Source organism: Microcystis sp. Msp_OC_L_20101000_S702 (genome assembly GCF_007095705.1).
GTDB lineage: Bacteria > Cyanobacteriota > Cyanobacteriia > Cyanobacteriales > Microcystaceae > Microcystis > Microcystis ichthyoblabe_A.
The window spans coordinates 1-13,984 of record NZ_SFBO01000062.1 but is presented as its reverse complement, the minus strand read 5'-3'; the positions used below and the strand labels follow the sequence as shown (position 1 = coordinate 13,984).

Genomic DNA, 13,984 nt, shown 5'->3' with positions numbered 1-13,984 from the left:
TTCGAGGGACTGGTAAAATTAATGGTAGATGCGGATTTAGCGGCTTTGGGGATTAATCTTAATAACGGTGGTGATAGCGGACAGTTATTAAAAGATTTGGCTTATCTTCGCAATCGTTCGATGACAACTGTGGATTAAAGAGGTAAAAATATGCTGAATTTAAGCGAACAAAGAATCGTTGTCACCGGGGGGGCTGGGTTTTTAGGTCGGCAAGTAGTTAATCAATTAATTGCAGCAGGGGCAAATCCCGAAAAAATTACAATTCCTCGGTCTAAAGATTGTGATTTAAGAGTTTGGGAAAACTGTCAACGTTTAGCCAACGAAGAAGATTTAATTATCCATTTGGCTGCCCATGTGGGAGGTATCGGTCTTAATCGGGAAAAACCCGCCGAATTATTCTATGATAATTTGATGATGGGAACCCAATTAATTCACGCTGCCTATCTAGCAGGAGTGCAAAAATTTGTCTGTGTGGGGACAATTTGTGCCTATCCAAAATTTACTCCAGTACCTTTCCATGAAGACGATTTATGGTCAGGATATCCCGAAGAAACCAATGCGCCTTATGGTATCGCTAAAAAGGCTTTATTGGTACAATTAGAGTCCTATCGTTTGCAGTATGGTTTCAACGGAATTTATCTTTTACCGGTGAATTTATACGGGCCGGAGGATAATTTTGATCCGGGTAGTTCCCATGTAATTCCTGCTTTAATTCGCAAGGTTTATGAGGCACAACAACGGGGGGATAAACAACTTCCTGTCTGGGGAGATGGTAGTCCAACCCGGGAGTTTCTCTACTCCACCGATGCAGCGCGAGGCATTGTCATGGCCAGTCAATTCTATAATGAATCAGACCCGGTTAATCTTGGTACAAATTATGAGATTTCTATCAAAGATTTAGTGGAATTAATCTGTGATTTAATGGGTTTTGATGGCGAAATTGTTTGGGAAATAGATAAACCGAATGGTCAACCGCGACGCTGTTTAGATACAACCCGCGCTCAGGAAAAATTCGGTTTTGTTGCTCAAATGGAATTTAAAGAAGGTTTGCAAAAAACCATTGAATGGTATCGGCAAAACGCCGCCTAGTCTCGATAGCTGGTGTGTTAGATTAATAACTAACACACCAGATTCTTTTAAGCTTACTGACCGGTAAAATCAGAACGAAGGGTTAATTTTAAATCTTCCTTGGGGTTAATTGACAATAATTCCACCGATTCTCCTCGTAATAACCAGCCGGCTAATACTTCTAATCCTCCTCCTCGTATAATCTCGCTAACCGGTTGGTCAGAGATAAAGGAAGCGAGGACAGAAGCGGCGGATTTTCCTAATACTGCACCCTGGATAATTTTATCGGGGTTAACTCCTTTAATTATCCTTTCTAGACGAGTGAAAACTGCCGAAATAGCATCAATAGATTTTTCTTGGGGTTGAGGGGTTTTTAAAAAGATTTTTTGGGATAGAAAACGGGAACCTTGACCGTCAGGTTTAATTTCTCCGATAATCTGACTACCATCGGGAATAATTGTCTGTCCTTGGGAGTTTTTAATATTATCGGTTACGGTCAGAGATAAAGAAAAAGTTTCCTGTTTGGTTAAAAGAATTTTTTCCCCTTGCTCGTATTTTACAGGGATATCTGTGCCAGCAGGAATTAATCGATCATTCCCCAAAGGAATCGGTTTAATCTGGTTAATCGGGGCGAATTGACGTGCGATCGCAGGAGTCAAGGAAAGGGAGACCACAACGAAAGAAGCACTTAAAAGCATTGTTAATAGGGTCAGAGGATGATGACGACCCTGCTTTTGAAAATTTAGCATCTTACCCTTGAGTTTCCTAGTGGGAGCGAGTTAAAGATAGAGACGAAAGCGGAAAAAAGTTTGTTTCCAAGCAAGAAAATGTGGGAAAAAGGAGAATTTTAGCAAAAAAATGACTGAGATTTTCGAGTAATTGCCAGTTATTAGTTTATTTGGTCTATTGGAACGCCAAAACTCTTGATTTGTCCGCAGTTCTTAGTTTGGCACGGTTAATGGAGAACAAGAACTATTTATGATAGGATTATAGGTTCAATCCTATCAAAAAAAATCACCCGATCGAATTAGAATCTGTGAAAAAATGTAACAATTGTGACAAAAAACTGAAGAAACCTCTGATCGGGTTGCCACCGATCCCAAACTCAGGACAAGGGGTCATCTAAACCTGGCCCCACAGAAACGGCACACCTTCGCTTTCGGTTGAATTAACTCAGCACAATGAGGACAAGGAACCCTATCCCTGTCCTGTGATCGAACAGAAACAGTTCTCTCGCTATTCCAAGTCACGATCAACCCAAAAAGAGCCACTAGCACCCCAACTGCTGGATTAAAGGCCATCATTACAAACCCAAAAATCAGCATACTCAAACCAATAAATTTATCCATAAGCTCCTCTTGTAGATAACCTTGCTCATAAACCCGAACCACCCCCAATGCCTATGAGCCAAATCACACATCGGCCACCCTACCTCAGAAAGATGAGAAATAAGCCAACTAAAGATAGAAATAGAGAGAGTGAAAGATTGCTAGACTCACAGAGGTGGATAGCTAAAAAAGTCTCGCCTCTAACCCCATAATGACACAATTAACTTTAAGTTTTGCGATCAAGTAAGCCAAAAATATTCTCCCCCATCACCCGCGAACCGGATGCTGTTGCTAAAATAATCTTCATAGGGGAGAGCGCGGGAAGTTTCCAAATATCATCCTTTTTGTCCTGTACTTAGGAGTAGATTATGTTTACTAAACTTAATAATTTGTGGAATCAGTTTTTCAGGAGATCAAGAAGGATTAATGATAAACCATTAAATAAAGTAAGTTTATTGGTAATAATAATTGTTGATATTTTCATCTTAGTTAATGTTTTTACAGGATTAGATGATATTAGTAGGTGGCATTTAAGCCCCCAACAAGTATATCCTTGTTACAGCGCATGGCAAAGTTACAAGAAAAATAATAGTCCAGATAGAGATTATGATTTAATTACAACTTTTTTAGTTGATTATAGAAATAATTATCAAGATGAAGAAATAGGACATTTAGGTAAAGTTTCTCCAATTTGTTTGCAATATGCTGATATTAAAAATAAGTTAAATAATAAAGAAAATAAAACTTTATTAAGTAAAATACAAACAAAACAAGATAATATTAATATACTAGAAAATAATAATAGAATTATTAGAAGTCAATATGATTCTACCCTATTAGAGAAAATTGCTGGACAGTCTGCCAACAATTCGATAAACTGGGTAAAAGCGGAAGAGGCAAAACAGAAACTAGAGGAAAATAATAAAAAAATATCAAAAATCAAAGAAGAAATTGTTAAGCTAAAAAATGAACTACTACAAAAACCATCGAGTCAAAATTTACTTGCTTTCATGAGAAATGAAAGTAAATTTAATGATGTGGAAGCTGGTTATAAAAATGCGTCTTTTTGGTATCCTAGCATTCAATTAGGTTTTCAGGTTTTATTTTTAGCACCATTAATAATTATTGCGTTATTAGTGAATCAGTATGCCCAAAGTCGCGGCTATGGTTTAATAGCGTTAATTAGTTGGCATTTATTAGTTATTTTCTTCATTCCTTTAATTTTCAAAGCTTTTGAATTTTTGCAAATTGGTATTATTGCACAATTCATTTTTGATATTATCGGTGCTATCTTTGGAGGTTTAGTATTTTTAGTTCAATATGTTTATATTCTGTTAATCCCTTTGTTCGGTTTTGCTGTTATTAAATTTTTGCAAAAGTTTGTTTTTAATACCAAGTCTCAAGCAGCAAAACGAGTACAAAAATCACAATGTATTAACTGCGCTAAAACGATTAAAAATCAAGATGCTCATTGTCCCCATTGCGGTTATTATCAATATGTAGAATGTCATCATTGCCATGAGTTAACTTATAAAAATTTACCTTATTGTTATCATTGTGGTACTGCACAAACTTATGATAGTTAATAGTCCCCAAGCTACCGAAACGAGCAAAGAGAGAACCGCCACTTTATCAACTAATCAATTATGGATTTACTCGAATACCAAGCCAAGGAAATATTTGCTCAAGTCGGCATCCCCATTTTACCTTCCCAACCAATCCACGAACCGGGGGGACTAAAAAGATTAAACATTCCCTATCCGGTCGTGCTAAAGTCCCAGGTACGAGCGGGAGGACGGGGAAAAGCAGGAGGAGTAAAATTTGTCGCTAATACCATTGATGCGATCGCTGCTGCCCATGCTATCTTTCATTTACCGATCGCCGGAGAATATCCAGAGGTAATCTTAGCAGAAGCCAGGTATAATCCGCAACAGGAGATATTTTTAGCCATTTTACTCGATTATCATCTGCAAAGACCAGTTTTACTCGGTGCGAGTCAAGGGGGGATGGATGTGGACAGTTTACTGGCAACCATGCAAAAAGTGGTCATTGAAGAGAGATTTTCCCCCTATCTCTGTCGGCAATTAGCCGTATCTATGGGTTTAAGAGGGTCTTTGATCGAGTCTATCAGTCAAATTCTCGAAAAAATGTATAGTCTCTTTGTCAGCAAAGATCTCGATATTATCGAGATTAATCCCCTGGGTATCAACGAAGCTGGGGAAGTGATGGCCCTAGATGGCAAAATAAGTGTTAATGATGCCGCTTTAGCTAGACATCTCGATCTTCTGGCCCTGACCCCTCCCCAATTACAATCCCCTTGGTCGATAATTGATCAAACCGGCCAAATAGCCGTGATCAGTAATGGCCAGGGTTTGATGTCCACTGTCTGGGATGCCTTGGCAGGCAAAGGGGCAAAACTAGCAGCCTGGCTTATACTGGAGGAAAGACTAGAATTAGAGCAATTAAACGAGCAAATAGAGGCCGGTCTGCAACAATTCCAACTATTGGCCGATTTAAAAGTGGTTATCGTTGATATTGTCAGTTATCCCGACTTTGGCCAAAAAGCGATCGAGACTATTAGCAATTACTACCGCAGTTATAGCCCATTATCACCCAGCCGGGGCAGTGGTGAACGAACGATCCGGGCCACCCGACAGGAAAGACAAACCTTGGAACCCCGATCTTTTCTCAATCCCACCCTACCACAAATAATTTTTCGCGTCCTAGCTGACAGCAAAGCGATCGATCTCAGTCAGAGTTTAGCTGATGTTAACTTTCATTGGTTAGAGTCTTTAGAAGAGGTGGTCACTGCAGCCATTAAATTAGCCTAGAATCAGTGATCAGTTATCAGTTATCAGATGTGAGTTTTCAGTTCACAAGGGACGAATCTAAAACCTTTGACTCTTGCCTTCAGAAGCGGATTACTGTTCACTGATTACTGTTTACTGATCACTGATTATTGTTTACTGATTACTGAAACAACTCCCAACACTTAATATATGAAATGGACAGATAAAGATCAGATAATTATGCAAGGGATCGATCGACCCCTAGGCAAATATTATGCGGCACGATTGAAAGCTCAGGGAACCTGTTTAGTAGCGGGGGTGGCTAGTGGCCACGGTGGTGAGATAATCGCAGAGATACCAGTGTTTGATCTAGTGGCTGAGGCCGTTGCTGAAGCCGGAGAAATCAAGACCAGTTTAATTTTAGTCCCCCCCAATCAAGTCCTAGATGCGGCCTTAGAAGCGATCGCAGCAGCCATCCCCCAATTAATTATCGTCACCCCCGGAGTTCCCCCCTTGGATCTGGTGGAATTATTAAAGATAGCTAGTACCACCGGAACATTAATTCTCGGCCCCGGCAGCCAGGGTGTGATTATTCCCAATTATCTTTGGTTGGGTATTTGTGAACCGAATTTTTATCAATCGGGGACAATCGGTCTGATCACCCGCGGCGATCGCATAGGGGATGAAGTGGCGAAAACTTTAACAGCAGCCGGGTATGGTGAATCTATGGCGGTAAATTTGGGGACTGACGGCATTATTGGCTCCAATTTGTCCCAATGGTTGCAGGTTTTTGAGGAAGATGACAATACCGAGGCAATTCTCCTCGTCAGTCAGGTGGGGGGAAAGGCCGAAATCGAGGCAGCCAAATATATTGCCTCGGCAATTGAAAAACCAGTGATTGCCTATCTTGTCGGGTTAAATGCATCGATTGAAACCAATTTCGGCGATACAGAAACAATTATTTCTAACCAACTTTCCTACTCTGTTGCCGCTAAGAATACCAGAAAAGATAGCTTACGTCATTTTCAAGAAGCTGGGGTGACAGTGGTAGAAAAATTAGCCGATTTACCTGCCTCTTTAGCTAAAGTCTTGTCCTGAATTTGACCCCATTGCTCCAATAATATTTATAATCAGACAATATTCTGTCAAAATAAGCACCTAACAGGATGTTTCACCCCATCCAGGGGATTTTCGATGACAATTCCTGAGAGCTACTATATCATGGTAGATCACCTGTGATTCCTCAGACCGGCCAAGATAAAGACGGCAACAGGCAAAAATTAGGAAAAATCAGCGACAATCGAAACGGCAAGATCAAAAAAAATTCTATTCTAGATTGACCCTTTCAGCAGACCAACTATCCCACCCTTCTAGACAACGACCCTAAGGATAACTTCTATGGCGCAACAAAATAGCCTAAAAACCGACAATATACACCAAATCGATCCCTATTGGGGTCCCCCATGGCTCGTAGAGGAACGGGACGCTTGCGGAGTCGGTTTTATTGCCGATGTGCGCGGTTCTGGCAGCCATCAACTGATTGAACAGGCCCTTTTAGCCTTAGGTTGTTTGGAACACCGGGGAGGCTGCAGCGCCGATCAGGATTCCGGGGACGGTTCCGGTATGATGACCGCTATCCCCAGAGATGTCCTCGCTCCTTGGTTCGCCGAAAATGGCTTAAATATGCCGGAATCTGAGCGACTAGGGGTGGGGATGGTCTTTCTTCCCCAAGCGGCCCAAGAACGAGCCGAGGCTAAAGCACATATCGAGGAAATTGTCAATAAATATAATATTAAGATTTTAGGTTGGCGCACTGTTCCCGTCCGTCCCCAAGTCCTCGGAAGACAAGCAAGGGAAAATCAACCCTACGTCGAGCAAATTCTGGTGACTTCCCCCGATTTAGCCGGTTCTCAATTCGATCGCCTACTCTATATTGCCCGTTCTGAAGTCGGTAAGCAACTGGCCGATGATTTCTATTTCTGTTCCTTTTCCTGTCGCACCATTGTCTATAAAGGGATGGTACGGGGCGAAATCCTGCGAGAATTCTATCTAGACCTGCAAAATCCCGCCTATAGCAGTCAATTCGCTATTTATCACCGACGTTTTAGCACCAATACCCAACCGAAATGGCCTCTCGCTCAACCGATGCGTTTATTGGGTCATAACGGCGAAATTAACACCCTTTTGGGCAATATTAACTGGATGTCGGCCCGGGAACCCGCTTTAGAAACCCAAGGTTGGACCCACGAAGAATTACAATCCCTGACTCCCATTGTTAACCCCGCTAACAGCGACTCCTATAACCTCGATAGCGCCCTAGAATTATTGGTGAGAACCGGCCGCAGTCCCCTAGAAGCGGCTATGATCCTAGTGCCGGAGGCCTACAATAATCAGCCGGATTTACAGAATTATCCCGAAATTATCGACTTCTACGAATACTATAGCGGTTTACAGGAACCCTGGGACGGTCCGGCTTTACTGGTCTTCAGTGACGGGGGAATCGTCGGCGCTTGTTTGGACCGCAACGGTTTGCGACCGGCCCGTTATAGCATTACTAACAACGGTTATATCGTCGTTTCCTCGGAAGCGGGAACTATTCCCCTCGATGAAACCACCATTATCGAAAAAGGTCGTCTCGGCCCCGGTCAAATGATCGCAGTTGACCTAGAAAAAGGCGAAATTAAGCGTAATTGGCCGATTAAACAGGAAATTGCCCGCTCTAATCCCTACGGTGAATGGGTGAAATCCCAACGCACCTTTATTGACAAAGAAACAGCGATAGACATTCCCACCCCTAGTAATCTCCTTCCCCTGCAAACCGCTTTCGGTTATACTGCCGAAGATGTGGATATGATTATCGTCCCCATGGCAGAACAGGGAAAAGAACCGACTTTCTGTATGGGTGATGACACTCCCCTAGCAGTCCTCTCCAGTAAACCCCATCTTCTCTACGATTACTTTAAACAACGTTTTGCCCAAGTTACTAACCCCCCCATCGATCCTTTACGCGAAAGTTTAGTCATGTCCTTGACTATGTATCTAGGACGACGGGGCAATATCCTTAAATTAGGGGTTGATGACGCACATTTACTGAAATTAGACTCTCCTCTGCTCAATAATGCGGAATTAGTCAAAGTTAAAACCTCTAGCTACAAAACAGCCGAACTTTCTACCCTTTATGATCTGACCACCGGACCGGGGGGATTAGAAACCGCGATCGCTAATTTGTGCGCTGAGGCCGCCAAGAAAGTAGCATCGGGAGCAGAAATTTTAATTCTCAGTGACAGGACTGCTTCTATTGACGAAAAAACTAGCTATATTCCCCCTTTATTAGCTGTTGGTGTCGTCCATCATCACCTGATTCGCTCACACTTGCGTTTAAAAGCTTCGATCGTTATCGACACGGCCCAATGTTGGAGTACCCATCACTTCGCTTGTCTAATTGGTTATGGCGCTTCCGCAGTCTGTCCCTATCTTGCGTTAGAAACGATCGCCCAGTGGTGGATCGAGCCAAAAACTCAGAAATTGATGGAAAATGGCAAATTAGAAGCTATTAGCCTCGAAAAAGCCCTAATTAATTACCGCAAATCCGTAGAAGCAGGATTACTGAAAATCCTCTCGAAAATGGGTATTTCTCTCCTATCTTCCTACCATGGGGCGCAAATTTTCGAGGCGATCGGATTATCGGCAGATTTAGTTAAACTAGCTTTTAACGGTACTACCAGTCGCGTCGGGGGTTTAAGCATTGCTGAGGTGGCCCAAGAAGCGATCGCATTCCACAGTAAAGCTTTCCCCAATCTTACCGCCAAAAAACTAGAAAACTACGGTTTTGTCAACTACCGTCCGGGGGGAGAATACCACATGAATTCCCCGGAAATGGCGAAAGCACTCCATAAAGCCGTGGCCGCTCACTCCCAAGGTCAAGGATACGACCATTACGAAACCTATCGTCAAATCTTGCAGCAAAGACCCGTTACTGCATTGCGCGATTTATTAGAATTTAACAGCGATCGAGCCTCAATTCCCCTCGAAGCAGTAGAATCGATCGAAAGTATCCTGCAACGCTTCTGCACAGGGGGAATGTCCCTCGGTGCCTTGGGCCGGGAAGCACACGAAACCCTAGCGATCGCCATGAATCGTATCGGAGGTAAGTCCAATTCCGGAGAAGGGGGAGAAGATCCGATCCGTTACACCAGCTTAAACGATGTGGATGTAGAAGGACATTCCGTGACCATGCCCCATCTAAACGGCTTAAAAAACGGTGATACGGCTAATTCTGCCATTAAACAGATAGCTTCGGGTCGTTTTGGAGTCACTCCCGAATACTTAATGAGTGGAAAACAGCTAGAGATTAAAATGGCCCAGGGAGCAAAACCGGGAGAAGGAGGTCAATTACCCGGGAAAAAAGTCAGTTCCTATATTGCCATGTTACGGCGATCGAAACCGGGAGTAACTTTGATTTCTCCCCCTCCTCACCACGATATCTACTCGATCGAAGATTTAGCGCAATTAATCTACGATTTACACCAAATTAACCCCCGGGCCAAAGTTTCCGTCAAATTAGTGGCCGAGATCGGTATCGGCACAATTGCGGCCGGAGTTGCCAAAGCTAACGCTGATATTATCCAGATTTCCGGCCACGATGGTGGTACAGGTGCATCACCCCTAAGTTCGATCAAACACGCGGGTAGTCCCTGGGAATTGGGAGTAACGGAAGTGCATCGGATGTTAATGGAAAATCAACTGCGTCATCGGGTGATTTTGCGTGCAGATGGAGGACTGAAAACCGGTTGGGATATCCTCATGGCTGCTCTGATGGGTGCGGAGGAATTCGGTTTTGGTTCCATTTCCATGATTGCCGAGGGGTGCATCATGGCCCGCGTCTGTCACACGAATAATTGCCCTGTGGGAGTCGCTACCCAGCAGGAACGTCTCCGCACTCGTTTTCCAGGAATTCCCGCTCATGTGGTCAATTTCTTTACTTTGGTGGCCGAGGAAACGCGGCAATTATTAGCGAAATTAGGCTATCACAGTTTAAATGAGGTGATTGGCCGGGCAGATCTGTTAAAAGTGCGCTCCGATGCTCGTTTAACTAAGACAGAATCCCTCAATCTCGATTGTTTGTTGAATTTACCCGATGGCCGCAGCGATCGCTCTTGGTTGCAGCACGAGGAAGTACATAGTAACGGTGCTGTTCTCGATGACGATATTCTAGCCGATAGCGAGATTAAACAGGCGATCGAGCAACAGGGAACCGTCAGCAAAACCTACAGGATTGTCAATACCGATCGCTCTGTCGGGGCGAGAATTGCGGGGGTAATTGCCCAAAAATACGGTAATGATGGCTTTGAAGGCGAAATTAAGCTCAATTTCCAGGGTGCGGCCGGTCAAAGTTTCGGAGCCTTTAATTTACCCGGTGTCAATCTCCATTTAGAGGGAGAAGCTAACGATTATGTGGGTAAAGGCATCTACGGCGGCGAAATTGTCATCGTACCGCCCCAAAACGCCAATTATCAGCCCGAAGATAACGCTATTATCGGTAATACCTGTCTCTACGGGGCCACCGGTGGGGTATTATACGCTAATGGTCGCGCTGGTGAACGTTTTGCTGTCCGCAATTCCACCGCAAAAGCGGTTATCGAAGGGGCCGGGGATCACCTCTGTGAATACATGACCGGGGGGGTAATTGTCGTGCTTGGTTCCGTCGGTCGCAACGTCGGCGCCGGGATGACGGGAGGATTAGCTTATATCCTTGATCCCTCCCTACCGGAGAAACTCAACCCCGAAATTGTCAAGATTCAACGGGTTGCCACGGCTGCCGGTGCGGAACAGTTAAAATCTTTAATTGAGGCCCATGTAGAACGCACTAATAGCCCCAAAGGTAAGTTAATTTTAGCTAATTGGGATAGCTATCTCGGTCAATTCTGGCAAGTGGTCCCTCCCTCGGAAGCGGATAGTCCCGAAGCGCAAATTAGCGCGGAGAAAACCTTAACTTCGGTGTAATTTCTTTGGGGTGCGTTACTCTTGGTTAACGCACCCATTGATTAATTTTTTGACTGCGGAGTTGATTAATGGCCATGCTGCCCATCCCCACCACCTATACTAGCTATACCCAAGCACAAGAACATTTTCTTCAGGTTTTAGAACAAGTAGAACTGGGAAACTCGATCGTTATTGTCCAACGTCAGGGTCATCATGATGTGGCCTTGATTGCTGCTGACGAATTATCCGCTTTATTAGAAGAAGTTTATCTTTTGCGCTCTCCAGCTAACGCTCAACGACTTTTTCAGTCCTTAAATTGGTCACAAGAAAGATTATCTCAGACAGCTGCCACCACTTCTCTAGAAGAATTACGTCAAGAATTGGAGACCGAGATTGAGCAAGAAAAAGCCGCAGAAGTCTGAAACCGAAATTGTGCGAGTTTTTACTCAATTATACCTAATCTAGTATCTCCAAATTGATTATATGGGGACATATTAACCTTAATTATTTAGACTACAGTTTTTATCGCTGCATAAGTCGGAACATTTGCTAAAATTTAGGATATATTCACTTTGGCTATCTTTGATGTCATAATTTGGCAATGACAAACGAAAAACTCAGATTTATCGATCTTTTTGCTGGTATTGGAGGGTTTAGATTAGCTGTCGAGAGCGTTGGTTATGACTGTGTATATTCTTGTGAAATAGACGAAAACTGTCGAAAAGTAGGAAAACAAGCCGGATTTAGAGATACAAGGGGAACTCTATTTTTTCCCATCTGCGAAATAGTAGAATTAAAGCAAGATACAAGCAATCAATCAATATTTAGCATCTTCTTAACCTCATCTAGAGAATAAGTTTGACTATCTTTTTCTTCTTCTTTTGCTTGTATTAAATCTTCCAAATCCTCTAAGTCTTCTAAGATTTCTTTAATTTTCACAAACTCCTCATAAGTTAAAACAGCAAATTCTTTTTTGCCATTTTTGATTAAGAATTCAGGATGTAATTCAATCATTGTTTTCTCCTTAATTTAATTGTAGATATTTTGTCGATGTTTAACACGATAAATCACTAAAGTGATTTCTTCAACCTCAAATAGAATTCGATAGTTACCCACCCTTAAGCGATAATTAGGCGTAAAATTCTTTAATTGCTTGACATCTCCTTGTAAATTATCCGTAAACCAGAAGTTTTTTTCTGGTTTACGGATAATGGATTCCAGAAATTTAACCGTTACTTCAAGCTAAGTCTGCTAAAATCCTGATGACCCCCTCACCCAGTCAGCTACTGCCAAGGCTAAGATAATGTTAACGCTCCCCCCCAATTAGGGTTTTTTAGGCGATCGCATTTTAAAATTTTGTTTCATGTAAGGCGATCGCCTTTGGGAATTTCAGTTCACATAAAGGCGATCGCACTAAATTTAAATTAAAGTGTGAACATCAATACTGGCTAGACCACCCTCATTAAAGGCTTTAGCCAAATCACCTTTGCCATCTCCATTAAAATTGCCAGATAGCCATTGTTGAGCATCCCAAAACCCACCTTGACGAGTCGCCCATCGCTGCATGGAGAAACCACTGCCATTGGAAATGTGGACATCAATACTAGCTAGACCACCCTCATTAAAAGATTTAGCTACGTCATCTTTTCCATCTCCATTAAAATCACCCACTACCCATTGTTGAGCATCCCAAAACCCACCTTGACCAGTTGCCCATCGCTGCATGGAGAAACTGCTGCCGTTAGAAACATGAACATCAATACTAGCTAGACCATTATCATTAAAGACTTTAGCTACGTCATCTTTCCCATCTCCATTAAAATCACCCGCCAGCCACTTTTGAGCATCCCAAAACCCACCTTGACCAGTTGCCCATCGCTGCATGGAGAAACTGCTGCCATTAGAAACATGAACATCAACACTACCTAGACCACCCTGATTAAAGGCTTTAGCTACGTCATCTTTGCCATCTCCATTAAAATCACCCGCCAGCCACTGTTGAGCATCCCAAAACCCACCTTGACGAGTCGCCCATCTTTGCATAGTAAGCAAGTTTGGGGGATTAGGATTAGTACCTCCCAAAGCCTTAAACACATTGAGCCGCTTACCAGAAACCGTTTTACCGGCAAGGGATGCCAGGGGGTCGCCCGTGTTCATTAAGGCGTTTTTCACCTGTTGGGCTGTCCAAGTAGGATTTTGTGACCACAACAAAGCCGCCGCCCCAGTGACATGGGGACTGGCCATGGATGTCCCAGATTTAATACCATAGCTATTACCTGGAATAGTGCTGTAAATGTCTGAACCAGGTGCACCCAAATCTACGCTGGTTAAGCCATAGTTGGAAAACCAGGAGAGGGAATCGGTGCGGGTGGTGGAGGCAACACTAACAATGTTAGCAAGGTCGTAGGCAGCGGGATACATGGGATTAATATCTGCGTTAGCCGAATTATTACCAGCCGCCGCAATAAATAAAGCCCCTGCCTGACCCGCCGCGTTAATCGCATTGTAGAGTCCTTGACTAAAACCGCCGCCTCCCCAGGAATTATTGGTGAGCTTAACTCCTTTGGTCGTCGCATAGTTAATTGCCAAGATGGCATCGGAGGTATAGCCTGATCCTTGATCATTCAAAAACTTCAGGGGCATGATTTTGGCATTCCAAGCCACTCCTGTCACGCCGACCCCATTGTTACCTTTTCCCGCAATGGTTCCCGAAACATGGGTTCCGTGACCATAAACATCACTGGGGTTATTGTCGTTGTAGGCAAAGTCCCAACCGCGAATGTCATCAACGTAGCCATTGCCATCGTCATCATTGTT

The 13,984-nt window shown here is 43.3% G+C and carries 11 protein-coding genes and 1 pseudogene; 8 read left to right on the top strand and 4 right to left on the bottom strand.

The features are described 5' to 3' along the window. Window positions 1-138 (top strand): annotated as a pseudogene (locus tag EWV60_RS23140) (GDP-mannose 4,6-dehydratase); the annotation flags it as partial. A 12-nt stretch (window positions 139-150) separates the two neighbouring features. After that, window positions 151-1,089, top strand: coding sequence for a GDP-L-fucose synthase family protein (locus EWV60_RS06525; RefSeq protein ID WP_130757147.1), 939 nt, complete (start codon window positions 151-153; stop codon window positions 1,087-1,089). A 53-nt stretch (window positions 1,090-1,142) separates the two neighbouring features. Here the strand turns inward: EWV60_RS06525 and EWV60_RS06520 are convergent, their stop codons facing one another. Continuing rightward, window positions 1,143-1,817: a hypothetical protein gene (locus EWV60_RS06520; RefSeq protein WP_287231624.1), complete on the bottom strand. Its 675-nt coding sequence runs from the start codon at window positions 1,815-1,817 to the stop codon at window positions 1,143-1,145. A gap of 947 nt (window positions 1,818-2,764) precedes the next feature. Here EWV60_RS06520 and EWV60_RS06515 point away from each other — a divergent pair. The 6 genes from EWV60_RS06515 (at window position 2,765) to EWV60_RS06490 (ending at window position 12,023) form a co-directional block, all read left to right on the top strand. Next, window positions 2,765-3,982: a hypothetical protein gene (locus tag EWV60_RS06515; RefSeq protein ID WP_287231623.1), complete on the top strand. Its 1,218-nt coding sequence runs from the start codon at window positions 2,765-2,767 to the stop codon at window positions 3,980-3,982. 60 nt (window positions 3,983-4,042) lie between these two features. Beyond that, window positions 4,043-5,227, top strand: a complete 1,185-nt coding sequence (locus EWV60_RS06510) for an ATP-grasp domain-containing protein (RefSeq protein ID WP_287231622.1) — start codon at window positions 4,043-4,045, stop codon at window positions 5,225-5,227. 168 nt (window positions 5,228-5,395) lie between these two features. Continuing rightward, complete coding sequence (locus tag EWV60_RS06505) at window positions 5,396-6,283, top strand: succinate--CoA ligase subunit alpha (protein ID WP_287231621.1); 888 nt, start codon at window positions 5,396-5,398, stop codon at window positions 6,281-6,283. A gap of 300 nt (window positions 6,284-6,583) precedes the next feature. Further along, on the top strand, window positions 6,584-11,188 hold the full coding sequence (gene gltB, locus EWV60_RS06500) for a glutamate synthase large subunit (RefSeq protein ID WP_287231620.1): 4,605 nt from the start codon (window positions 6,584-6,586) through the stop codon (window positions 11,186-11,188). A gap of 68 nt (window positions 11,189-11,256) precedes the next feature. Continuing rightward, window positions 11,257-11,589, top strand: coding sequence for a type II toxin-antitoxin system Phd/YefM family antitoxin (locus EWV60_RS06495; RefSeq protein ID WP_002763237.1), 333 nt, complete (start codon window positions 11,257-11,259; stop codon window positions 11,587-11,589). Window positions 11,590-11,768: 179 nt separating this feature from the next. Beyond that, window positions 11,769-12,023 (top strand): DNA cytosine methyltransferase, encoded by a 255-nt coding sequence (locus EWV60_RS06490; protein ID WP_002778482.1) that lies wholly within the window; start codon window positions 11,769-11,771, stop codon window positions 12,021-12,023. Here the strand turns inward: EWV60_RS06490 and EWV60_RS06485 are convergent. From EWV60_RS06485 to EWV60_RS06475, 3 genes are all read right to left on the bottom strand, one after another. Next, window positions 11,981-12,181, bottom strand: coding sequence for a hypothetical protein (locus EWV60_RS06485; protein ID WP_002778483.1), 201 nt, complete (start codon window positions 12,179-12,181; stop codon window positions 11,981-11,983). The genes EWV60_RS06490 and EWV60_RS06485 overlap by 43 nt on opposite strands. Window positions 12,182-12,196: 15 nt before the next feature. Further along, a complete protein-coding gene (locus EWV60_RS06480; RefSeq protein ID WP_223213090.1) occupies window positions 12,197-12,376 on the bottom strand; it encodes a type II toxin-antitoxin system RelE family toxin in 180 nt (59 codons plus the stop codon). 210 nt (window positions 12,377-12,586) lie between these two features. Continuing rightward, window positions 12,587-13,984: S8 family serine peptidase (locus EWV60_RS06475; RefSeq protein WP_287231619.1), on the bottom strand; the 1,398-nt coding region annotated here is incomplete at its 5' end.